The organism is Parabacteroides distasonis, assembly GCF_004793765.1.
Classification (GTDB): Bacteria; Bacteroidota; Bacteroidia; order Bacteroidales; family Tannerellaceae; genus Parabacteroides; species Parabacteroides distasonis_A.
Genome location: NZ_SRYM01000013.1, coordinates 71,990 through 94,439, shown reverse-complemented (window position 1 = coordinate 94,439; position 22,450 = coordinate 71,990). Strand labels below are relative to the sequence as shown.

Below are 22,450 nucleotides of genomic sequence, written 5' to 3'. Positions count from 1 at the left end.
GGACTAAATTTAAAAAAGACGTATTAAACAGATGTAACGGTAATCACGGTGACAACATATATAAAAAACGTCGAACTCGCAAGGAAATTTAAAAAAATCAATTTTCTTTTCTCAAGGATATACTTACTAAGCGAAGTAATGTAATATGATACTTAAAACTATACTTCAAATACACTATGACATACTTCTTCTATGGTCAAGTAAGTATATATATCCCTTGAAACTACTATGATGCCCCCCCTTTAACGCAAAAAGGCCATCCCGTTTCCGAGATGGCCTTCTTTTATATAGAAAGAAACTTATGTTCCGATTACAACTTGTCGTTAGAACCAAGAACGTTGATGATCTTGTGTTTGTAAAGTTTCTCCATGTTATCACGAGCCGGGCCCAGATATTTACGAGGATCGAATTCAGCCGGTTTCTCAGCGAAAGTCTTGCGGATAGCGGCAGTCATCGCCAAACGAGAGTCTGAGTCGATATTGATCTTACATACAGAAGACTCGGCAGCCTTACGCAACCACTCTTCAGGAATACCGATAGCAGCCTTCAAAGCGCCACCGAATTTGTTGATAGTCTCAACCTCTTCCTGAGGAACAGAAGATGAACCGTGAAGAACGATAGGGAATCCCGGAAGTTTCTCCATAACAGCGTCCAAAACATCGAATGCCAATGGAGGAGGAACCATCTTACCTGTAACAGGATCGATCGTACATTGCTCCGGAGTGAATTTATAAGCACCGTGAGAAGTACCGATTGAGATAGCCAAAGAATCGCAGCCCGTACGAGTAGCGAAGTCGATAACTTCCTCAGGATTGGTATACGTGTGGTGGTCTGAAGAAACCTCATCCTCAACACCTGCCAATACACCAAGCTCGCCTTCTACAGTTACATCAAATTGATGAGCGTACTCAACAACTTTCTTCGTCAAAGCAACGTTCTCCTCGTAAGGAAGGTGAGAACCGTCGATCATTACAGAAGAGAAGCCAGAGTCGATACAGCTCTTGCAAGTCTCAAACGTATCACCATGGTCTAAGTGAAGAACAATCTGAGGATTCGGGCAACCTAATTCCTTAGCATATTCAACAGCACCTTGTGCCATGTAACGAAGCAAAGTAGCGTTTGCGTACTGGCGAGCGCCCTTAGAAACTTGCAAAATAACCGGAGATTTTGTCTCTACAGCAGCCTTGATGATAGCCTGCATCTGTTCCATGTTATTGAAGTTGAAAGCAGGGATAGCATATCCGCCCTTGATAGCCTTAGCAAACATTTCTTTTGTGTTCACCAAGCCCAAATCTTTGTAATTTACCATAGTTGTTATTATGTTATTACGTTAATGATTAAAAACTTGCACAAAGATAATCAAGATTCACGACAAATGATGCTTCAAAGCATATAAAATAACACAAAATCAACGCTCTTGAAAAAAATAATACGATTTTCTTTGTTTGTTTGTGGCAAACCCTTACCTTTGCAAGCCAAAATACCGGTTACCAAATATATACAGAGTATAAATTAAAAGATAATAAAGCAATGAAAAAAGGTATTCATCCTGAAAACTATCGTCCTGTAGTATTTAAGGACATGTCAAACGATGATGTATTCATCACTCGTTCTACTATTAACGCTAAAGAGACGATCGAGATCGACGGCGTAACATATCCGTTGGTAAAGATCGAGATCTCTAACACTTCTCACCCGTTTTACACTGGTAAGTCTAAGTTGGTCGATACAGCCGGACGTGTTGATAAGTTCATGAGCCGTTATGGTAACCGTAATAAGAAATAAGATTTCTTTCTTTAAGAAATAAAAAAAGGTCACGATTTGTATCGTGGCCTTTTTTTGTATCTTCGCGGAAGTTAACATAATGAAATATCATGGCAAAAACGAAAGAACAATTACTAAACATCTTGGATCAGTTCCAGTTGGACGAGAAAGTAGTTTCCGCTGAACCATTCGGAAACGGACACATTAATGATACATTGAAAGTGACCAATGAGAAAGGGGAGATCAAATACGTGCTACAGCGTATCAATCATTTGATCTTCACCAATGTGGATATGCTGCAAAATAACATCCACGTGGTTACCGCCCATATCCGCAAGAAGCTGGAGGAAAAAGGAGAAACGGATATCGACCGCAAGGTATTAACCTTCTTGCCGACTAAAGACGGGAAAAAATATTATTTCGACGGAGATAGTTATTGGCGGGTATGCCTATTCATCCCTCGCAGCAAAAGCTATGAGGAAGTAACCCCCGAGCTTTCTTATGAGGCTGGCAAAGCGTTCGGTGATTTCCAGACCATGTTGTCCGATATACCCGAGGGTACGCTGGGCGAAACCATCCCGGATTTCCATAATATGGAGTTCCGCTTGCGACAATTCCATGAGGCTGTAGCCGCCAATCCGGCAGGCCGGTTGGAAGAGGTGAAAGATTTGGTAGAGGAGATCGAGAAACGTGCCGAAGCGATGTGCATCCAAGAACGCCTATACCGTGAGGGCCAATTGAAGAAACGCACGAACCATTGCGATACGAAAGTAAATAATATGATGTTCGATGCCGATAGCGACAAGGTGCTTTGCGTGATCGACTTGGATACCGTAATGCCGGGCTTCGTCCTTTCCGATATCGGCGATTTTATCCGCACCGGAGCCAATACGGGTGCCGAGGACGATGAGAATCTGGATAACGTAAACGTTAACATGGAGATCTTCAAAGCCTATACCTGCGGATATATGGAAAAGGCCAAGGCGTTCTTAACTCCCACCGAGATCAAATTGCTACCTTACGGTGGACGCTTATTGACTTATATGCAGACCGTTCGTTTCTTGACCGATTATATCAACGGCGATACCTATTATAAGATCCATAGCCCGAAACATAACTTAATCCGCACGAAAGCCCAATTCAAGCTACTTCAAAGCCTGGAAGCCCATGCGGAAGAGATGGATCAGTTCATGAATCAATGGTTATAATATAAAGAAACTGAGGAATATAAAAACGGGCGGGGTGACTCATTGATTCATCCCGCCCGTTCTTTTTATTTCGTCCAATAATCCAACACCGTAACCGCCGAGGCCTTCCCTCCCAACACCTTGCCAAATGCTTTATGCGCCGGATGTACCAAATAAGCGTCCCGATCCGCGTCCGAATGAAAAGTAAGGAAAAAGCAATGCGTCAAGCCCTGTTGCAACCCTTCCGGACTACAATCCGTTCCCCACTCATATCCTTTGATCAAGTCGATTTGAGAAGGCAACTTACTAAAGGCATCCTCAACCTCTTTCACCTGCGCCTCGGATACATCCGGCTTAAAGCCGAACATAACAACATGGCGAAGAACTTTCTCCGGCTTTTGAGCATTCGAACAGCCTACCATAGATACCGAAAACGCAATAATCGCAAGGATAGATAATACAGATACTACTTTCTTCATGATATTCAAGATTAGATTTCTATTACTTTGTTATACGACCCAAAGATAGGGAAAAATCCTGTACCGCTTGTCCAAAACCTCCGTATCCTTTAGCCTTTTTCATCCCTATCTTTAGGCTTTTCCTCTAGAGACATCCATCATCTATCAACTGTTGGACGATCATGCAACGGCTGGTAGAAGATCATGCAACAGTTGGAAAAAGATCGTGCAACGGCTGTTGCATGATGAATACAAGCAGACAAAAGGGCTAACATCTGTAAGGATACAGCCTAAACCTACAAAGGAAAAACCTCAAACCATAAAGGGATTATTTTCAAGTAAACCAAATCTTAAACCTCGTCAATCCATCCGGATAAGAGCGAAGAGAGAATCGGCAATCATGTTTTAACAGTATTTCCCGGATAAAGATCAAGCCGATGCCCTGTCCGTTCGGTTTCGTAGAGAAGAACGGGCTGAATAGTTTCGTTTCCGTTTCCTTGTCGATGCCCTTGCCCGTATCGGCTATCTCCAAGCAGGTGGGATGCGCTGTCGTCCGGATATAGATCTTTCCATCCCGGTCGATGGATTCGGCGGCATTCTTGATAATATTGACCAAGACTTGCTCGAATAAGGAATTATCCAAATTCACGACTGGAGATTCCTCGCTCAGATCCATGACAATCTCGATATTCCGGTTCTGGCAAACCGTCTCCATAAAGCGTTTACAAGCGGACACCACTTGGTTCAATTCTTGCGGACGACTTTGGGGCTCGGGTATACGCACCACATCAGCGAAATTGGTGATGAAATGGCTCATGCTATAGCAGCGTTCTATGGAGACCCGCAAAACCTCGCAGACATCCTCCATATCTTCCATCCCACTGAAAGTAGACTCCAGCGTATCCAAGGTAGAGGCAATACCCGCAGTCGTATTATTCACCTCATGAGAGATCATACGTATCACTTTCTCATACGCTTTCTTCTCGGCCTTGAACACCTCTTGGGTCAACGTCTCTATCAAATAAAACGGGTGGTGAAAACCGCGATCCACGAATGAGGAATGCGTACATTTATAAATATTAGCGTCGTTCAGCCGGACGGTTTGCGCTTGATACATCGGAATCCGTACCAATTCTTCCGCCAAGGGAGAATCCAGTTGGAGAAAACGTTTTCCCACCATATCCTCCGAGCTTTGCGCACCAAACAATTTACACGCGGCCGGGTTCATAGATAGAATCTCCTCATCCAAGTTCAAGATGATCACTCCCATCGGAGAGGCATTGACCAGCAAGTCCAAGAAATGGTTTTGCTCCCGGAGGTGCAAACGCTCATTCTTCAACTGCTCCATCATCTTATTAAACACATCGACCACCCGGTCCGCCTCCGTTTGACCGACCTTTCCCAAGCGGGAACTAAAGTCTTGCTCTTTCAACAGCTCCATACCGTTGCCGATGATATGCAAGGGCTTTATGATACGGCGATAAAAGACAAATAAATAGATGATCGTAAGCAAGACCAAAGCCTCTACACCGAAAAACATCCGGATAGAAGATGTATAAAAGACATAATAAGTCACCACCGCCCATATAGTCAACAGCAGTGTCGTCAATATCCAGAATAGTCCCTTCAGCCTCATCCTCACCTCTCCTTATTTATCGATCGGGATTCCGTATTTCTCTAATCTCCGGTACAATGCGGCACGACTGATCCCTAGTGCCATAGCGACATGCGATAAATTACCTCCATGCGCTTCCAAGGAGCGTAAGATGGTTTGCTTCTCCAACTCATCCAAGGTCAGGCCCTCCAAAGAAGACGAAATCGTCGATTTAGAGCTGGATGTATCCACGCAATGAACCTCGAAATCAGCGGCATCCAAAAGCGTCTTACCCGACACAAGGATCGTCCGCTCCACCAAGTTCTTCAACTCACGGATATTACCGAGAAAAGGAAGACGGCTTAAATAGGTCTGGGCATCCGATGAGAACTCCACCCTCGGTAGCCCATTGACCTCCGATTGCTTATCCGCGAAATACCGAGCCAGCAATGGGATATCCTCCCTTCGCTCACGCAAGGCGGGTAAATGCACCGTGATCAAATTGATCCGGTAAAAAAGATCCTCACGGAACGTACGGTCCGCCACCATCGATCGTAAATCCCGGTTCGTAGCGCTTACGACCCGTATATCCACCTTACGGGGGCGGCTATCCCCCAAGACCTCAAAGGTCTGGTCTTGCAACACCCGAAGCAGCTTTACTTGGCAAGACAGTTCCAAATCGCCAATCTCATCCAAGAAGATAGTACCTTTATTCGCCATCTCGAAACGTCCTACCCGGTCAATGTACGCATCCGTAAAAGCCCCCTTCCTATGTCCGAACATCTCGCTCTCAAAAAGACTTTGGGAAAGTCCGCCTAGGTTTACCTTTACGAAAGCCTCTTTCGACCGGGGGCTATTCGCATGAATCGCTTCCGCTATCAGCTCTTTACCCGTACCGCTCTCGCCGGTAATCAAGACAGAGGCGTTTGTCGGGGCGATACGCGAGACCGTCCCCAATACATCCATCAAAGCGGCACTTTGCCCCACGATCTTATCAAAATGAAATTTACGGTCGGCATCCGAACGGTTCAAGGGAGCGTTTGCCTCCTTCTTCTGCTCGCTCAGTTCCAAGGCGGTCCGGATCGATTTTAATAATACCAAGTTATTCCAAGGCTTCGTGATAAAATCGAAGGCTCCGGCTTGCATTCCCTGCACGGCCAAAGAGATCGATCCCCAAGCGGTCATCAAGATCACAGGTACATCTGGGCGAAAGATCTTTACCTGTTTCAGTAATTGGATCCCCTCCTCGCCCGTGGTAGTCAACGTGAAGTTCATATCCATCAAGATCAGCTCCGGTACCGTGGCCCGGACTACCTCCAAGGCCTCCTTCGGCCCCGGAACCGCCTCCGGCCGGAAACCCGCACGTTTTAGCAGGAATGTAAGCGAGGAACGAACAGCCGCGTCATCATCTATTATCAGTATCATATAATCAATTTATCGTTTCACGATTTCCTCGAAATCGGCATCTAATGTACGATTATTCAAGAAATCATACAATGTTATACTACGGATGTTATAAAAATAACGCCAATAATAATACAATTCTTGGATATGCTTTTGCTTCGCGTCATCCTTCGAGCTCTGGGCGTCATTCAAATCTAGGATATCGATCTTACCGATCATGAAAGTCTCGATCGAGGTCTTGTAGCGCTTTTCCGCCAACGTGTCCACCTCGGCGGCTATCTCCAATTGAGCGGCTTGATTATTGAAATTCTCCACCAAAAGGAAGATATCTTGATTAAAATCCATTTGCTCCTGACGGATCTTGGAAAGTACGACATCCCGATTCGATTCGGCTACTTTTACCTTTCCCATCCGTTTCCCCCAGTCCAAGATAGGAATCGAAAGCCCGACCTCTACGATCTGGTTATCTTTCAATGGATTGTAAGCTCCTCGCATGGACATGTCCTTACCGGTATAACCCACGGAGGCAAACAGGTTAATACTTCGACGGTTTCCCTTGGCGGTCGCCACATCATAATCCGCTTCCAACTGGCGGCGCATGATATTCTTTGAGAATGAGTTATTTTCTTGAGCCTTCTCCAATACCGCCTGATAATCCATACGGACCCCTTCTATCGCCTCTGGAAGAACAGGTTCGATCACGTCCTGCTCGCTCATCCCTAAAAAGGAACGGAGCTTGAACATCATCGCGTTGTAATTGGATTGAGCCTCGGTCAGCCTGCCTTTCGCTTGCAAGGCCGACTGTTTCAAGCGCATCAACTCGCTCTCCGAGATATGCCCGATCTTACGCTTCGCTATCGCTATATCATAGAGCTTATTAGCGTTTAGCAAGTTCTGATTACAGATATCCAAATTATCTTCAGCCAACAGTAAGTTGAAGTAATTCGTGATGGTAGCGATCGTTACATTCTCCACGTTCTCCATATAAGCGGCTTTGGCCTCTTGGTAACGGACAGGTTCGATGCGACGTTTCCATTTTTGGTTATTCACGCCGAAAATCGGTTGCGTCAACGTCAAACTAACAGGTACGCTCATAAACTCGTTGTAAGCGCCACTACCTAGCTGACGGGTAAAATCCAAGGAGGTATTCAAGGCGATCTTACCCCCGGTCAAAGCTATGTTCTGGACGATAGAGATCTCTCCATTTAAGCCTAAGGCATTGTTTTGCACATAGGTATAAGAACCATCCGATTGCTGGTACTTCGAGTATTGCTTGCTATACGAAGGCAGAGTTCCCGTAAATATCACTTCCGGTAATTGATCCGCCCGATGCGTACGATACTCCCAATAGGCCGTTCGCAACTCATTGAGCGCCACGGCAGCGTCTACGGATTGAAGTTGGGCAATCTGAATCGCTTGCCGCAGGGTAATCCGAACTTTATTCGTATTGTCTTGGGCACATATTCCCGAAACTACCGCCCACAGACAACCTATCGCTATATAGATCCTTCTCATTTTAGTATAATTTTTTTACCCGGCCTTAGGCAAAAGGCATGCCAAAAGCATATACTATTGATAATCCGACAAATAGAGATATTTAAAGTGTTCGATAACGAACAGTGTGTCCGTTTTTGAAAAGAATGGTTATCTTTGCCCACCTCTATATAATACACGTAGAATAAGATGAAGAATGACGGTTTCACATTTCGAAAGAGAGCCAGAAGCTTTAAATTCGCTTTCAACGGAATCAAGCTATTGATCACGAAGGAGCATAACGCTTGGATCCATTGCTTTGCGACAGTTTGTGTACTTATCACCGGGGTGATATTCGGACTTTCCCGCATAGAATGGATCGCTGTCACGATCGTGATCGGGGCGGTATTAGCAGCCGAGGCGGTCAATTCATCCATCGAGGCCCTAGCAGATTTGGTCTCTCCGGAATATAATGAGGCTATCAAGCGAACAAAAGACTTGGCGGCGGGAGCTGTATTATTGATGGCGATAGCGGCAGCGATCGTCGGGTTTATCATTTTTATACCTAAAATAGCAACTATATTTTAAATCTATGAGACATATCCTTTTCGCAATTACAATGCTCATACTATGCCTGTCCGTTAACGGACAAGAATTGAAGGTGACCGGTAGCCGGAAAGCCATACGGACCTCGGGAGACGTATTGGTGTTTATCACTCCGGTGGCGAGTTTGGCGACCGTATTGGCAACCCAAGATTGGCAAGGGCTGAAACAAGGCGTATTCACCGGGGTTACGACATTGGGCGTAACCTATGCGCTGAAATACCTAGTGAAGAAAGAGCGACCCGACTTCAGCGATAATCATTCGTTCCCATCCATGCATACCTCCGTATCCTTCGCGGGAGCCGCTTTTATCCAAAGGCGTTATGGATGGAAATGGGGTATTCCGGCTTATGCCGTGTCTACCTACGTGGGTTGGAGCCGGGTCTATGGAAAGAAGCATGATTGGTGGGACGTGGCGGCGGGAGCCGTTATCGGCGCCGGGAGCGCCTATATCTTTACCCGCCCGTTCGCAAAGAAACATAACCTGTCTATCAGCCCGGTAGCGGGAGACGGGCATTATGGGATCTATGCCTCCATGACCTTTTAGCAGAAAACAATTTTATAGGAAATAAGCAATCCGGCCGTGTATCACTACAAGACCGGGCTTTCAATTGTGTGTATGTGTGAAATATGTAAGTTAACTCTTATTCATAATGCAACGCCTCGGCAGGCTCCATCTCGGCGGCCCGGCTAGCCGGGAGCCATATTCCCACGAGAATCGCCACCGCCATCAAGAGCCACACGGCGATGTTCACCAGCAGGAAGCGCAAGGGCATCATCGCCGGCCAGTAGTTATCGGGAAGCACCATCTGCGGACCATAAGGCAAGTCCATCAGGCCTGCCAACACGATCTGCGACTCGATTAGGAGCGCGAAGGGCGTGATCAGTGCCAACATCACGATTCCCTCGCGAAACAGCATCCCCCGCACCTGTCCCCGCCCGGAACCGATCGCCCTCCGCAGGCCGATCTCCCCCCGGCGTGTCTGGATGCGGTACCAGAACGTACCGATCACGCACAGCAGGATATTCACGCACAGGAAGACCAACAACGAGAGGCGTATCCGGTAATTATAGGTGATACCAAAGGCAAAATCCATATCGGCCTTATAGCGGTGGTAGGGCGTGAGGCGCTTCAGGAAGAAGTTGCCCGTCCGTAACTCCCGGCTCATGCGCTCGCGGAAAGCCTCGGCGAACCGCACATCCGACTCGCCTCCGGCCACCCGGATGAAATAGTTCATATCCGGAATCTCGCCATAGTCCGGTCGCTTGGGAAAGAAAAGGACACCTCGCGGCAGGTCGTTGTCGAGGCGTTTCACGTCCTCCAGCACGCCGACCACCCGCTTGTGGGCCTCGCTCTCCGCAGGGTCATCGGAATCCGTGATCAACCTCCCCACGGCCTGTCCCTCACCGAAGAGCTTCCGCTCCATCTGCCGAGTAATGAGCACCGCACGCGGGTCGCCCCAGTCGTAATCGGCGGTAGAAACCACCTGCCCGTCGGCGGTGCAGCGGTGCGAGAAGACCTCCAGGAAGTCGGTCGTCGGGTCGAACCACATCGCCATGCAGCCGATCGTGCGGGCCGTATCCTCCACATTGCGTATCCCCATGCCGTTGTAGCAAGGACTGTAAGGCAAGGAGGCACAACCGTAAGAGACCCCCACCTTCGACACGCCCGGATAGGCGCAGAGCCGCTCCAGGATACGGGCATAGTGTACCGGCAGGTTCACCGAGTCGCTCTCGGCAGCCACGTACTCGCGGGCATTCTCCGGCAGGAGTCCCATCTCCACCAGCCACACTCCGTCGTAACTACGGCCGACGGGCAGGCTACGGTTATAACTCTCCACGAAAAAGTAATCCAGCAGGAACCATGCCAAGCAGAACACCAATAACAGCTCCAAGCAGACCGACAGGCTCGAACGCCAGCGGTTTATCAATTGTTTACATATCATTAACCACATATCTTTTACCTCCTATCCATTTAAGCGTTCAACGAATTCACGATCGGACGGCGCGAAGCCCTCCAAGCCGGCCACAGAGCCGACATCAAATTCAGCAAAAAGCAGACGAGCAGGGCCGCAGTGAATATCCACGGGTTCAGCAGCCCCTCCAAGGGGAGCGACACCTCCACCCCGTCGGGAATGGCTTGCGAGAAGCCGTTGCCGATCTTAAACACCCACGAGCGCATCCCCCCGGCCACGAGGAAGGAGAACAGCAACCCCGCCAATCCTCCCAGCACGGTATACAACAGGTTCTCCACCAAGACCTGCCCCAGCAACGTCCCGCAGGGTGCCCCAAACGCCCGTCGCACGCCTAGCTCGGCCAGCCGGCGCTCCATCCGAGAGTCTACCATTCTCAAGAGGCTCACCGCCGGCACTAGCAAGAGGAAGAAGATGATGATACCATAGCGCATCAACTCGCCGGCGAGATCCAAGTCCACGCCCGAGTAATAGCGGAAGACGCTCTCCCAGTGCAAGTCCGGCGCACCATGTACGGTAAAGGTACGCCCCTCACCCAGCGAGTGCCCGTAGACCCGGAACCGTTCGCGGAGCCGCTCCTGCACCTCTCGCAACGAGGCTCCCTCCTTCACCAGCGCATAGCAGTAAAAGGAACCAAGGCCGGGGTTGCGCTCGGCGTTGCGCATCTCACCCATCTCCCAGTCCTTGTCGTAGGTATAAGGATACCAGATCTGCGCATAGATGCGGTCGAGCAGGTACGAGGCATCTTCCACCACGCCCGCCACGCGGAACTCCTCGAAGTTCACGCTCAGCACACGGCCCACGGCCTCCTCCTCACCAAAGATCCGACGGGCCAGCGAGCGGGCGATCACAACCACGGGCAGCCCACCACTCACGTCGGCCGCAGTGAAAGGTTTCCCCTCCACGAAGCGAAAGGAGAAGACCCGCCAAAAATCTTCGTTTACCGCCATGCGTACCGTGGGCTCCTGTACAGGCGAACCTTCCGGCTGTACGAATGTAGTTTCTTGGTCACGGGTAATCGCCACGGCCTCCAGCTCCTCGTTGGGCATCACTTGCTCACGGATCAACCGGCTCGATAGCCGGCTGCTGCTGTAGCCGCCATTACCATATTCCACCGCCCCATAGCGGATCACCAGCATCCTGTCCCGGTTCATCTCCGGATAGAGTGGGGCCGTCTTCACGTAAAACACGATGGATAGCACCATCACCAACGTGATGGCCAGCCCCGTCCCCACGATGTAGACCGAGCTGAAGAGCCGCTCCTGACGGAGCAGGGCCCAGGCTTGTTTAAAGTATATCTTGTACATATTTATTCACGTTATCTTTTTTATCTTTACCACTTAACCATTCATTAAACCCGTTACCATGGATAAAAAACAACTAGCTCCCTCGAGCGAATACCACTCCATCTACGGCGAGCGACTGAAGCTGGCGGGCGATCACCCCGAGGGAGGTCTCTACCTCCGCTCCGCCATACTCGGCAACGCAAATGTTACTGCACCTGCCTTCCGTCGAAGAAGCGCACCACGCGGGTGGTCTGCTGGGCCTGCGACTCGTTGTGGGTCACCATCACGATGGTACGTCCGTCCTCCTTGTTGAGTTGGTGAAGCAGTTCCATGACCTCGATACCCATCTTGGAGTCCAAGTTACCGGTCGGCTCATCAGCGAGGATGATGTCGGGGTTACCTACGATCGCACGGGCGATGGCTACGCGCTGACACTGACCGCCGGAGAGTTGCGTCGGGAAGTGGCGCATACGGTGGCTCAGGCCTACCTTCTCCAGCACGGCCTCGGCCAGTTTGCGGCGCTCCGAGGAAGAGACCTTGCGATAGAGCAAGGGAAGTTCCACGTTGTCCAGCACGTTCAGGGAATTGATCAGGTGAAAGCTCTGGAAGACGAAACCGAGTTGCTTGTTACGGAAAGCGGCCAATTCCTTATCGTTCATGCCTACCGTGTTTACGCCGTTGATCTCGACCGTTCCGGAGGTAGGTAAGTCCAGCAGGCCCATGATATTCAACAAAGTGGACTTCCCGCATCCAGAGGGTCCCATGATGCTGAGGAACTCGCCTTGCTGTACCTCTAGGTTCACGTTTTCCAACGCAACTGTCTCTATCTCTTTCGTACGGTAAATCTTCTGTAAATTCGTTAGTTTGATCATGATTGTAATATTTTAAATGATTAATGTTCTGTAATGTCCTCCTATAAGCAAATAGCATGCCAAAAGTGTAAACAACTGAATCACAGCCTCAGTGCATAAAAAAAGCTGTCCGATAATGAACACTCGCTTCATTATCGGACAGCCGAGACGAACAATAGTGTCTTATAACTAAATTATTCGTATCGCAACGCCTCCGCCGGAGCCATCTGCGCCGCCTTGCGGGAGGGGAGCCATACGCCGAGACCGATCATGCCGCCCAGCAGCAGGTAGGCGAGGCCCGAGGTGGCCGCAAAACGCAGCAGGGTGATCGACTCGCGGTAGGTATCCAGCTTGTCGAGGTAGGCCATGTTGAGGGCGAAGAGCAGCAACACGGGCAGGGTGACGGCCAAGAGCCCCAAGCCCTCCATGAGTATGTACCGGCCCAGCTTGGCACGACTGGATCCAATCGCCATACGAAGCCCGATCTCGCCCCGTCGCCGCTCGGTGCGCAACCAGAAGGTACCCACGATACCAAAGAATACGTTCACGAGGAGGAAGCTCATCGTGGCCAACGTTTGCTTGTTTGCCCGCTTTGCGAAGGCAAGGAGACGCTCGCGCTGATCCGTCAGCCGGGTGACACCCTGCACGAAGTAGTTGTTTACCGTCAATCGCTCCGAGGCGTTCTCCAAGAGGCGGTACATCTCATCCTCCGTCATCGCCCGGCGCACGCGCACCGAGACCTCGGCGTTCTCCACGCCAAACTGCCTCATGCACTCCTCCAGCGTCTCCCCTTTCAGGATGGAGAAGTAGCAGTTCTCGGGGCGATCGAAATCATTGCTCCGGAAGGTGGGAAGCACCGCCACCACGGTAAAAGGGTTCGAGAAGTCATCGTTCCCGGAGATCTGTCGACCTACCGCCGACTGGCCACCGAAAAAGTGCTCCTCGCCCGCCCGTGTCAAGACTGTCGGACGATGGGTCTCGCACACCAACGGGGTGACATCGCGCCCCTGCATGTCCTTGATCCGGAATACCTCAAAGTACTCCGGCGAGACCCTCAGCTTATGGTAACTCCGGGCCGACAAGCCCGTCGTATCCCCGCCCACGGGGAATAGGCTCCCCCACGAGTTGCCGAAGGAATAGGGCATCGACCAGAAGGTCACACACGCCTCCTCCACCTCCTCCAGCGAGCGGATCCGGTCCATCAGGGCCAGTAAGTCCTGCGTATCGGAAGTCTCCCGGAGCGAGTCCGGCACGAATCCCGGCGCTTGCTGGGAAAGGCGGGAGAGGCGGAAACGCCACGTGTTCTCAATATCGTATCCCATAGGGGCGTAGTAGCAACGCATGTCTACCCACAACTTATCCAACATGAACCAAACTGCGCAAACCACGAGCAACAGCTCGCCTACGATCCAAATGTTACTACGGCGTTGCGCCCAAATAATCTTGATTATATGCTTTATCATAGCCTTTATTATTTTAATCCTCATTTCCACTCAAAGAATCCACGATCGTCCCGCAGGCAGCCCGCCACGCCGGGATCCCGGCACTCAGCACATTCAGCAAGAAGGCGGCGAGCAAGGCCGCGGCGAACAAGCCCGGCTTGATCAGCATGGCCGCAGTGAAGGTGATATTCGGATCGTTCATCACCAACGACTTGCCCAACACCAGCAAAAGGATGGAGAGTGGCAACCCGATCAGACCCCCGATCAAGGTCAGCACCAAGTTCTCCGAGAGGATCTGCCGCAACAGGTCGCCACCGGTAGCTCCGAAAGCCTTGCGCAAGCCGATCTCCTCCCGCCGTTTCTGCACGGACGACTGTACCACGCCGGTCAGGTTCAGCGCCGGTATCAGCAAGAGGAAAAGGAGGAACGCCCCCGACTCGGCCATGAACGTCTGCCAGTCCACCTTGTTCCAGGCGTTGCTGCCCATGGCGGAATCCACCTGTGAGAGTGCCCCGGCAGGGAAGTTCACGTTATAATCCACCTTGCTCTCGTTGTAGCACCTTACCTGCTGGTCCAGTTCCGCACGGACTGCCTCGAAGCCGGAGGCAGAGCGGGCCAATAGGATCATAGAGAGATCGCCCGATATGTTCTCCCCGTAGTCCGGCTTCGGAGTCATGAGATTATCGTTACACGAATAGGGGATGCAAACATCGAAGAACGAGGCCATCAAGGGGTTGGGTACGTCACGCGTCACGCCGCATACGGTGTAGGTCACGTAATCCAGCACGATCTGCCGGCCTACCGCCCGCTCGCCCCCGAACAAGCTTGCGGCCATGCGGTTGGAGATGACCACCCGGGGGATCGCCGACTGGAAATCGGCCTCCGTGAAAGGCGTTCCTTCCACGAAATCGAAATCGAAGATCTTCCAGTAGCCCGCATCCGTATAACAACACTCATATTCCTTGAAAAGCCGTTTTTCCGGCAACGAGACCGGATGGCTCGCCCTCACGTAGGCCGCCACCGCCTCCGGTTCCCGCAAGGTATAGAAACACTCTTTCACCACCTCGGCCGACATGTTGCTGCGGTTACGGTTTCCGGAGCCATCCTTTGGATTCGCCTCCGTACCCCAGACGTACAACATACGAGCCCGGTTCGACTCCGGGGCGAAGCCCGCCGCATTGATCTGGAATACCAACACCAACACCAGCACCACGGCGATCGCAAGAGCCGTCCCGACGATCGAGATCAAGCTCACCAGCGGGGCTTCCTTCAGCTGCCCGATCGCTTGTTTTACAAATTGCTTATACATACTATCCTGTTTTTATTGATTTATACTTACTTGATCACTCATAGCGCAACGCCTCTGCGGGATCCATCCGCTCCACCTTACGGGCGGGGAACCAGATCCCCAGGCAAATCATCGCACCCATCAGGAAATAAGCCCCCCGAAGGTCAACAAAAAACGCCATCCGGTGTACGGTAGGCGGGCTGTGTCCGGCCAATCCAAAGCCAATGCGTTCACGAGGAAGGCCAAAGCGATCGGTAGCGTCAACGCAAGTACGAGCAACCCCTCGGTGAAGAGGAAGCTCTTCAGCGTACGCCGCGAGGCTCCCAAGGCCATCCGCAGGCCGATCTCTCCCCGTCGCAATTGCGTGCGCAGCCAAAATGTGCCCACGATACCGAAAAAGATATTCAGCATCATGAACGAGATCAGGGCCAGTTTTTTCTTATGATTGTCCACCCGGCTTTTCAAGGCCTCCGTACGCATCTCAGTCAGGGGCGTAAGGCTGGAAATGTAGAGGTTACCGGCCGTGGCCTGCTCTTGCATCTGCCCGAAAAGGCGATCTAGGCGGTCGCCCTCCATCTCCTCCCGCAAGCGTACCAGGCATTCCATCTGGAGCACCTGATGATCGTTGGCACTCTTCACCACCTCCTGCCCCGTCCGGCGCACGATGAAAGCGCAAGGCTCGCTCGCCTTATACGGGTTGTCGCGTATCGGAGCGGAGACGGCGGCCACGGGCATGATCCGCGGATCGTCCATACTCCATTTCAAGCTCCACCCCACGGCTGATTCCTCGCCAAAGAGTATCGCCTCCAATTCCTCAGATATCACCAACGGCCCTGCGTTCTCCTCCATCGCCTCCCGTAAGGGACGACCCTGCTTATCCGTCATGCGAAACACATCGAAATACGCACTCGACACCTCCCGCATACGTATCACACCGCTCCCCGCATCAGTAGAGTCCGCCTCCGCATGCACCAAGGCCGACCACCAGTTACGGGAGAGGTACGGGCAACCACAAACCGACACGCAGGTGGCCTCCACCTCCGGTATCCGCTCCAACAACTCCAACAGGCGAAGCAAGTCCTCCCCTTCCGTCCGATCCCTCAGAGAATCCGGCTGAAAGGCCGGAGAGCTTTCCGCTATCCGGCCCAGGTTGATCCGGTACACTCGCTCGATATCCATGCCCAAGGGCCGATGGTAGGTGTACTCATCCACCAGGAACGAGTCCAATAGTCCCCACAACAGGCAAACCACCAACGCTAACTCCAAGAAGAGCCACACGTTGCTCTTCCGCTGATTCCATATCATTATCATTAGATGTCTGATCATAACACTATTCCTCCACATTTATCGTTCCTCGTGATCTTTCAATGACTCGCCAATCGGTTGCCGTACGATAAACCAAGTAGGCAAACCCGCCGACAAAACGTTCAACAATAGGCAGCAAAAGAACGCCGCCAAGAAAACCATCGGCTGAAATAACATTTCACCACTCAATGCCGCATCCGGATCGCTCAGCATGAAGCTCTTCCCGATATACAAGAACAAGAGTGACAGGAAGAGGCCGGCAAGACTGCCGATCAAGGTCAACACCAGGTTCTCGCTCAAGATCTGCGTCATCAACGTACCCCGTGTCGCACCAAATGCCTTGCGAACCCCCATCTCCGCACGTCGTTTCAACACGGACGACCGTGTCACGCCCAGCAGGTTCAAGGCTGGTACCAACAGCAAAAATAGTAAGAGACAACCGGTTTCCGGCAAGAAGTCTCGCAGCTCCACCCGATCCAGTCCCGCCGATCCGATAGCCAAGTCGAAACGGGTATATATATGATCCAGGAACTCCACCTTCACCTCTTTCTTCGTGGCTTGGTAAGCGGCCAGCCGATGGGCGATCTCCTGCCGAATCACAGGAAAGTCCCCGGCAGCGGGTGCCAGCAGGCAGACCGAGAAGTTACCCAGCGTATGCTCATGGAAAGAGCTCGTGCGTAACTCACTCTCGCAGGTATAAGGTACCCATGCCTCCGCATAGGCGGTATTCGCCACCTTACTGACATTCTCCACTACGCCGCATACGGTATAGGGGGTCACGTCCACCAAGATCTCCTTCCCGACCGCCTCATCCGATCCGAACAGCCTCCGGGCTACCCGATCAGACAAGACCACCCGACGGACTCCCGACTGGAACTCCTCTCCAGAAAAGGGCTTCCCCTCCAAGAAGCGAAAGCCAAAGACCTTCCAAAAACCGTCATCCACATATTTCACCCGATAAGTCTTATTCGAACGCCTTCCCTGCAAAGAAAGCGTTCGATCCGTATAGGCGATAGCTGTAACAGCCTCTACTGATCGCAGCGGGTAGAATATCTCCCTTACCGGCTCCAACGCCAAGGAACCGCCGCTCACGTTACCGTTCTCGTAAGAGACCCGCAAAGCCTGCACCTGTAGCGTCCGATCTCGATGGTATTCCGGATAGTAATTCACCCATTGGATTTGCAGCACAAATACCACGACCATGATCATCGCAATCGCAACCGCCGTCCCAATGATAGATATCATACTAATTAAGCGATTCTCTTTCAACATCCCGATCGCTTGCTTCCCATATTGCCTAATCATTCCGAAGCCCATATCGCCAAGCCTTATCTCAATTTCAACTTATTCTTCTCCTTAAAACTCGCCATGTCCGAGATCACCACCTCATCGCCCGGCTCCAGGCCGCTCACTACCTCCACGTACTCAAAGTTGCTGTCGCCCAACCGCACCTTGCGCTTGATGAGTTGGTCGCCATTCACCACAAACAGCTCATATTCGCCCTTGCCCACATAAAACGAGGCATTGTGGATGCGCATCACGTCATCCTTCACGGCGTTCATCACGTATACATCAGTCTTCAAACCGGAGCGCAAACGACGATGATTATCCTCCTCCAACTGTACCGTGAAGGAGATCACGCCGTTCTTCGATAAGGGGGTAACATCGCTCACCACCCCATCCAGTTTATCGTTACCGATTTTTACAACGGCCTTGCTACCGGCGGCGATCCGGTCACCATAGGTATCGGCGATCTCCCCCTCTATCTTGAAATGGGACAAGTCGGAGACGATAGCGACACGACTGCCTTGAGAGACTTGGGCACCTACCTCGTTGTTCACGTAGGTCAGGATCGCCTTGCGGGGAGAGCGTATCTGGGCGTCTTCCAAGGTACGCTTAGTCTCAGCTAGGCTCTTTCGGAATATGTTCAGGTCGAGTTCTTTCACTTTATAATCGGCATCCGTCAAGGATTTCTCGTTCTCATATTTTTGCTCATCCTCTTTCAGTTTCAAGACACTAACGTTATAGTCCAGTTCCACTTGACGGACCTTATCGGTCGTTCCGGCGCCTAGGCTATCCAGATAACGCTCGTTGCGCAACTCCACTTCCTTTCGGTTCAGTTCCATGCGAGAGACTTTCAATTGCATCTCCATCTCGGAAAGCTTATTGCGGTTTTGGATACGGAGTTGATCCAATTGGAGGCGTTTCATTTGCTCCTCGTCCAATTGTTTCTTATAATCCGTCTCGGCGCTTAGCAAGTCCAGTTTCAAGATCGGAGTACCTACGTCCACGGAATCGCCTCCCTTTTTATAAATCTCGACGATACGGGAGTTGATCGGTGAGTTGATGATTTCCTCGAAAGCAGGTACCACCTTGCCGGATGCGCTAACGGAAACCTCGATCACTCCTTTATCTACCGTTGAAAAAACCAAGTCCTTCCGTTGCAGGCTGGTTTGCATAAAACCGATCACCCCGCCAATCAAGACAACGGCAATACCAATCCCCGCCCCCAGCTTTATAAACTGTTTACGCTGCTCCTTCTGCCGAACCTCTTTTGATATCTCTCTGTCCATATTTCGTTTGTTTTTATTTTCCACCCTCCAAAGAGCAAACCCCGTGCCAAAAACGTAAGTGATTGATTTATTGAAGAAATAAAACAAAAGAGATGTCCGATATCGAACACTGTGTCCGCTTTTGTACGAAAACAAAGACATCAGCAATGAGAATTGACAGATATTCAATCATAATTAACATATAAATACTTGATTATCTTTACAAAAAGGACTATTTTTGGGAAAATCCATAATCAAGGAATACCAATCTTATATTATTTACCCTAAATTCTAAAGAGAGATGAAAAAAACAGTAACTTTCGTTTGGAGCATTTTCCTCCTCGTGTTTATATCGATAGATATGAACGCACAATCAATAAAAAGTTGGGATTACCCCATAAAACCAGGAACGGAGGCTTGGCAAGCATTATCCACACATGAGGATATGCTGAAAGCCTGCCAAATTCCGGCAGAGATATTAAAAACGGTATCAACAGAAGAGCTTATAGAACTTTGCCTTGCTTACCCATTATTAGGCGACATATTCGCTTACAATGGAATACAGGAAGGCATTAACAAGGTTTCCGCACGTTTTAACGGATTACAAGAGTTATTCAAAAGGAAAGACAATGCTTCTTTGCTGTTTGAGAAGATGAAAAAACTAGAATTACTGAAATCAGGAGTGTTGACTTCCATAGAAATAGGTAACGAAATTAGTCGGCAAATGGTAATCGAGGCTCTTCTGTCTAATGAGGCGATATTGTCTAATACAGATAATCTTTTACAGCAAGAGATCTCATCCGAAGCCGTAAAGAGACTCCTTTACAAACAAAACAATCCGGACATTTATGGTCAATACGGCCTAAAAGCCATAGTCCATCTTCTAGGCCGAAGTCTAGAACGAATAGACAATGAGTCCATTACACCCGAATTTAAGCAATTCACCACCGATGAAAAGCTCACGGGCAGTAATGTAATCGAAGAGTTATTAAAACAATACATTGTAACCATTAATAAATTGAGAACATGAAAAAAGCGATATATTATTTCACAATCATACTAGCGTTCCTACTAAACGCATGTGACAATGACCTTGATAACATACAAGGAGGAGACAACGAGATCTTGGCATCCAGCTCAGAAATTGTCATTAAAGACGGAAAGATAACATATCCTAAATGGCTGGTGAATGTTGTAGATTCTGTCGCACATTCCCATGTTAAGGGAGCAGACTATCCATACCCTTGGGTCTATACTTTGGAAAAAGAGGGGAAAGAACTCATTCTCGTTCAAGATGGAATAAACTCCTGTGCAACATGCAGTTTTTTATTCTATACTTTATCCGGAGAACAAATTGTGGACATCCCGACAGAATGGTTAACAATAGAGAACTTAGATGCGATTTGGCCGAATCTCAATGTAAGACAAAAGCTTGGGGAGCAGCCGCCACAATCTATACACCCAATGGAACACTCATTAGTGACACTTATTACCGTAGTGAAGAAATGTCTGCTTCACAAAAAGCGAGTACTGATGAGTATTGGACAACGAGATATTCTCAAGCGACACTAATAAGCGGCTCAACCACCACTTACAACTGCCATGCATACGCTTAGCATATGACAGAAGGAGGATCGGCTGTTTGGATGGGACAGGTTACTAATCCGACAAACGTATGCTGGTTAGATAGCAGCTATATATCAACGACAGGAGCCGCAACCAAAGTATCCTATCTCAGTGACAATCATTCTGCAGTAACAACATCTACTCCCAATATACTCATCTCTAAATGGGGACCAGGTCCTCTTATGAGGCATCCTAAAGATCATTGTCCCTATGATGCATCAAGCTTAAAATAAAAACACATGGTAAAGATACAAAAAATCTCAGAAATCGAACCTCGTTTAGGTTTTACTGAGTTCGATATGCTAAAAAAATATCGTCAAAGTTTTGCAACGAGTGAATTAGGTCGCCTCCATGCTCTGTTCCCTTTCTCGGAACTGGCCCGACAAATGCATTTGAAGTCCTCTCCTTTGGGGCGTAAAAGTTATTTTTCTCCCGAAGGTAAAATAGCCTTGATGGTCTTGAAGTCCTATACCAACTTTTCCGATGCACAACTGATTGAGCATTTAAACGGTAATATTCATTACCAGTTATTTTGTGGTGTTCAGATTGATCCGCTTCATCCACTAACCAATCCTAAAATCGTTAGTGCAATTCGTCAGGAACTAGCGAATCGCCTTGACGTTGAGTCCCTCCAGCTCATTCTTGCCGAGCATTGGAAACCTTATCTTGAGAACCTTCATGTCTGTATGACCGATGCCACCTGTTATGAAAGTCATCTGCGTTTTCCTACTGATACCAAACTCTTATGGGAAGGTATTGTATGGCTTCATCGTCATCTGTGCAGACCTTGCACATACAACGTCCCCGTAACAAGTATCTTGATGTACGCCGTGCCTATCTTGCTTATAGCAAACTGCGTAAACGCAAGAAATCACAGACTCGTATGATTACACGAAGGTTACTTCAGTTATTGGAAAAGTTACTTGACCAGCTGGAGCAGCTTCATTCATCCTATAGGAACAGGCTTACACTATCCTCTGATTACCAAAGACGTTTCTCGGTCATACAGACAGTCCTTGAGCAAGGGAAGAATTTATTTGCAGGCAAAAAAGTGTCCAACCGTATCGTGAGTATCGATCGGCATTACCTTCGCCCCATTATCAGAGGCAAGGAAACCAAATCCGTTGAATTCGGAGCCAAAGTCAACAATATACAGATAGACGGAATCTCCTTTATAGAACATATCTCCTTTAAGGCTTTTAACGAAGGAGTACGTTTGAAAGACTGTATTCATCTGCACTGACAACTGACCGGGGTTAGGGTTAAGGCGCTTGCGGCGGATTCAATCTATGCCAATAATGCCAACCGGAAATTTTGTACAAAATATCATATAAGTACTTCCTTTAAGCGTAAGGGCAGAGCTGCCAAAGATGAGCCGCTTCGGAGAATCTTACGGTCGGAACTCAGCCGTGAAAGAGCTACCCGCCTGGAAGGAAGTTTTGGAACGCAGAAACAACATTACTCACTGGCCAGGATAAAAGCTAGAAACAGGAAAACGGAAGTACTTTGGATTTTCTTTGGGATACATACAGCCAATGCGGTATGTATGATAGAAAAGGTCGAAAAGAAAAAAAGAACGGCAGCATAATCGGACCAAAATAAGAGGAAAAAAAGGAGAGGTTTTAACTTCCCCTGAAAAAGACA

19 protein-coding genes and 1 pseudogene are annotated in these 22,450 nt (G+C 49.5%); 7 read left to right on the top strand and 13 right to left on the bottom strand.

Translation table 11 applies throughout. The annotated features are described in order from the left end of the window. Positions 1-310: 310 nt before the first annotated feature. Positions 311-1,309, bottom strand: a complete 999-nt coding sequence (locus tag E5342_RS06755) for a class II fructose-bisphosphate aldolase (RefSeq protein WP_121737211.1) — start codon at positions 1,307-1,309, stop codon at positions 311-313. A gap of 221 nt (positions 1,310-1,530) precedes the next feature. Here E5342_RS06755 and E5342_RS06750 point away from each other — a divergent pair, with 221 nt between their 5' ends. Both E5342_RS06750 and E5342_RS06745 read left to right on the top strand, forming a co-directional pair. Beyond that, positions 1,531-1,785: a type B 50S ribosomal protein L31 gene (locus tag E5342_RS06750; RefSeq protein WP_121737223.1), complete on the top strand. Its 255-nt coding sequence runs from the start codon at positions 1,531-1,533 to the stop codon at positions 1,783-1,785. Positions 1,786-1,874: 89 nt separating this feature from the next. Continuing rightward, complete coding sequence (locus E5342_RS06745; RefSeq protein WP_121737212.1) at positions 1,875-2,972, top strand: phosphotransferase enzyme family protein; 1,098 nt, start codon at positions 1,875-1,877, stop codon at positions 2,970-2,972. A 65-nt stretch (positions 2,973-3,037) separates the two neighbouring features. Here the strand turns inward: E5342_RS06745 and E5342_RS06740 are convergent, their stop codons facing one another. The 4 genes from E5342_RS06740 to E5342_RS06725 all read right to left on the bottom strand — a co-directional run bounded on the left by E5342_RS06740 (position 3,038) and on the right by E5342_RS06725 (position 7,922). After that, positions 3,038-3,430 carry a Dabb family protein gene (locus E5342_RS06740; RefSeq protein WP_121737213.1) on the bottom strand — a complete coding sequence of 131 codons (393 nt, stop codon included), beginning with the start codon at positions 3,428-3,430 and terminating at the stop codon, positions 3,038-3,040. 313 nt (positions 3,431-3,743) lie between these two features. Continuing rightward, a complete protein-coding gene (locus tag E5342_RS06735; protein ID WP_135959094.1) occupies positions 3,744-5,045 on the bottom strand; it encodes a sensor histidine kinase in 1,302 nt (433 codons plus the stop codon). A 12-nt stretch (positions 5,046-5,057) separates the two neighbouring features. Then, a complete protein-coding gene (locus E5342_RS06730; RefSeq protein ID WP_135959093.1) occupies positions 5,058-6,428 on the bottom strand; it encodes a sigma-54-dependent transcriptional regulator in 1,371 nt (456 codons plus the stop codon). A gap of 9 nt (positions 6,429-6,437) precedes the next feature. Next, the gene (locus tag E5342_RS06725) at positions 6,438-7,922 is read right to left on the bottom strand and encodes a TolC family protein (RefSeq protein ID WP_121737216.1); all 1,485 of its coding nucleotides are present in this window, start codon (positions 7,920-7,922) and stop codon (positions 6,438-6,440) included. A gap of 168 nt (positions 7,923-8,090) precedes the next feature. Between E5342_RS06725 and E5342_RS06720 the strand changes: the two genes are divergently transcribed. Both E5342_RS06720 and E5342_RS06715 read left to right on the top strand, forming a co-directional pair. Further along, positions 8,091-8,468, top strand: a complete 378-nt coding sequence (locus E5342_RS06720) for a diacylglycerol kinase family protein (protein WP_121737217.1) — start codon at positions 8,091-8,093, stop codon at positions 8,466-8,468. A gap of 4 nt (positions 8,469-8,472) precedes the next feature. Continuing rightward, positions 8,473-9,030, top strand: coding sequence for a phosphatase PAP2 family protein (locus E5342_RS06715; RefSeq protein WP_121737218.1), 558 nt, complete (start codon positions 8,473-8,475; stop codon positions 9,028-9,030). A gap of 97 nt (positions 9,031-9,127) precedes the next feature. Here the strand turns inward: E5342_RS06715 and E5342_RS06710 are convergent, their stop codons facing one another. The 8 genes from E5342_RS06710 to E5342_RS06675 all read right to left on the bottom strand — a co-directional run bounded on the left by E5342_RS06710 (position 9,128) and on the right by E5342_RS06675 (position 19,201). After that, positions 9,128-10,438 carry an ABC transporter permease gene (locus E5342_RS06710; RefSeq protein ID WP_236651555.1) on the bottom strand — a complete coding sequence of 437 codons (1,311 nt, stop codon included), beginning with the start codon at positions 10,436-10,438 and terminating at the stop codon, positions 9,128-9,130. A gap of 20 nt (positions 10,439-10,458) precedes the next feature. Continuing rightward, on the bottom strand, positions 10,459-11,763 hold the full coding sequence (locus E5342_RS06705; RefSeq protein WP_135959092.1) for an ABC transporter permease: 1,305 nt from the start codon (positions 11,761-11,763) through the stop codon (positions 10,459-10,461). A gap of 185 nt (positions 11,764-11,948) precedes the next feature. Continuing rightward, positions 11,949-12,614 carry an ABC transporter ATP-binding protein gene (locus tag E5342_RS06700; protein ID WP_135959091.1) on the bottom strand — a complete coding sequence of 222 codons (666 nt, stop codon included), beginning with the start codon at positions 12,612-12,614 and terminating at the stop codon, positions 11,949-11,951. Positions 12,615-12,787: 173 nt separating this feature from the next. Further along, entirely contained in the window at positions 12,788-14,056 is a 1,269-nt protein-coding gene (locus tag E5342_RS06695; RefSeq protein WP_135959090.1) for an ABC transporter permease, read from the bottom strand. A gap of 13 nt (positions 14,057-14,069) precedes the next feature. Continuing rightward, positions 14,070-15,344 (bottom strand): ABC transporter permease, encoded by a 1,275-nt coding sequence (locus E5342_RS06690; RefSeq protein ID WP_036613111.1) that lies wholly within the window; start codon positions 15,342-15,344, stop codon positions 14,070-14,072. Between the two features lie 120 nt (positions 15,345-15,464). Continuing rightward, complete coding sequence (locus E5342_RS06685; RefSeq protein ID WP_210434963.1) at positions 15,465-16,649, bottom strand: FtsX-like permease family protein; 1,185 nt, start codon at positions 16,647-16,649, stop codon at positions 15,465-15,467. Between the two features lie 18 nt (positions 16,650-16,667). Further along, entirely contained in the window at positions 16,668-17,933 is a 1,266-nt protein-coding gene (locus E5342_RS06680) for an ABC transporter permease (protein WP_121736444.1), read from the bottom strand. A gap of 23 nt (positions 17,934-17,956) precedes the next feature. Next, positions 17,957-19,201 carry an efflux RND transporter periplasmic adaptor subunit gene (locus E5342_RS06675; RefSeq protein ID WP_121736436.1) on the bottom strand — a complete coding sequence of 415 codons (1,245 nt, stop codon included), beginning with the start codon at positions 19,199-19,201 and terminating at the stop codon, positions 17,957-17,959. Between the two features lie 340 nt (positions 19,202-19,541). Between E5342_RS06675 and E5342_RS06670 the strand changes: the two genes are divergently transcribed. The 3 genes and pseudogenes from E5342_RS06670 to E5342_RS06660 all read left to right on the top strand — a co-directional run bounded on the left by E5342_RS06670 (position 19,542) and on the right by E5342_RS06660 (position 22,394). Next, entirely contained in the window at positions 19,542-20,210 is a 669-nt protein-coding gene (locus E5342_RS06670) for a hypothetical protein (protein WP_236651356.1), read from the top strand. Next, positions 20,207-20,752 carry a hypothetical protein gene (locus E5342_RS06665; protein WP_236651357.1) on the top strand — a complete coding sequence of 182 codons (546 nt, stop codon included), beginning with the start codon at positions 20,207-20,209 and terminating at the stop codon, positions 20,750-20,752. Before E5342_RS06670 ends, E5342_RS06665 begins: the two co-directional genes overlap by 4 nt. Positions 20,753-21,045: 293 nt before the next feature. Further along, positions 21,046-22,394 (top strand): annotated as a pseudogene (locus E5342_RS06660) (transposase). The last annotated feature ends 56 nt before the right edge of the window (positions 22,395-22,450 follow it).

Excerpts from the sequence above, each read along its gene's own strand:
- E5342_RS06755 (WP_121737211.1), bottom strand. The coding sequence starts at position 1,309 with ATGGTAAATTACAAAGATTTGGGCTTGGTGAACACAAAAGAAATGTTT.
- E5342_RS06750 (WP_121737223.1), top strand. The coding sequence starts at position 1,531 with ATGAAAAAAGGTATTCATCCTGAAAACTATCGTCCTGTAGTATTTAAG.
- E5342_RS06745 (WP_121737212.1), top strand. The coding sequence starts at position 1,875 with ATGGCAAAAACGAAAGAACAATTACTAAACATCTTGGATCAGTTCCAG.
- E5342_RS06740 (WP_121737213.1), bottom strand. The coding sequence starts at position 3,430 with ATGAAGAAAGTAGTATCTGTATTATCTATCCTTGCGATTATTGCGTTT.
- E5342_RS06735 (WP_135959094.1), bottom strand. The coding sequence starts at position 5,045 with ATGAGGCTGAAGGGACTATTCTGGATATTGACGACACTGCTGTTGACT.
- E5342_RS06730 (WP_135959093.1), bottom strand. The coding sequence starts at position 6,428 with ATGATACTGATAATAGATGATGACGCGGCTGTTCGTTCCTCGCTTACA.
- E5342_RS06725 (WP_121737216.1), bottom strand. The coding sequence starts at position 7,922 with ATGAGAAGGATCTATATAGCGATAGGTTGTCTGTGGGCGGTAGTTTCG.
- E5342_RS06720 (WP_121737217.1), top strand. The coding sequence starts at position 8,091 with ATGAAGAATGACGGTTTCACATTTCGAAAGAGAGCCAGAAGCTTTAAA.
- E5342_RS06715 (WP_121737218.1), top strand. The coding sequence starts at position 8,473 with ATGAGACATATCCTTTTCGCAATTACAATGCTCATACTATGCCTGTCC.
- E5342_RS06710 (WP_236651555.1), bottom strand. The coding sequence starts at position 10,438 with ATGTGGTTAATGATATGTAAACAATTGATAAACCGCTGGCGTTCGAGC.
- E5342_RS06705 (WP_135959092.1), bottom strand. The coding sequence starts at position 11,763 with ATGTACAAGATATACTTTAAACAAGCCTGGGCCCTGCTCCGTCAGGAG.
- E5342_RS06700 (WP_135959091.1), bottom strand. The coding sequence starts at position 12,614 with ATGATCAAACTAACGAATTTACAGAAGATTTACCGTACGAAAGAGATA.
- E5342_RS06695 (WP_135959090.1), bottom strand. The coding sequence starts at position 14,056 with ATGATAAAGCATATAATCAAGATTATTTGGGCGCAACGCCGTAGTAAC.
- E5342_RS06690 (WP_036613111.1), bottom strand. The coding sequence starts at position 15,344 with ATGTATAAGCAATTTGTAAAACAAGCGATCGGGCAGCTGAAGGAAGCC.
- E5342_RS06685 (WP_210434963.1), bottom strand. The coding sequence starts at position 16,649 with ATGATCAGACATCTAATGATAATGATATGGAATCAGCGGAAGAGCAAC.
- E5342_RS06680 (WP_121736444.1), bottom strand. The coding sequence starts at position 17,933 with ATGATTAGGCAATATGGGAAGCAAGCGATCGGGATGTTGAAAGAGAAT.
- E5342_RS06675 (WP_121736436.1), bottom strand. The coding sequence starts at position 19,201 with ATGGACAGAGAGATATCAAAAGAGGTTCGGCAGAAGGAGCAGCGTAAA.
- E5342_RS06670 (WP_236651356.1), top strand. The coding sequence starts at position 19,542 with ATGAACGCACAATCAATAAAAAGTTGGGATTACCCCATAAAACCAGGA.
- E5342_RS06665 (WP_236651357.1), top strand. The coding sequence starts at position 20,207 with ATGAAAAAAGCGATATATTATTTCACAATCATACTAGCGTTCCTACTA.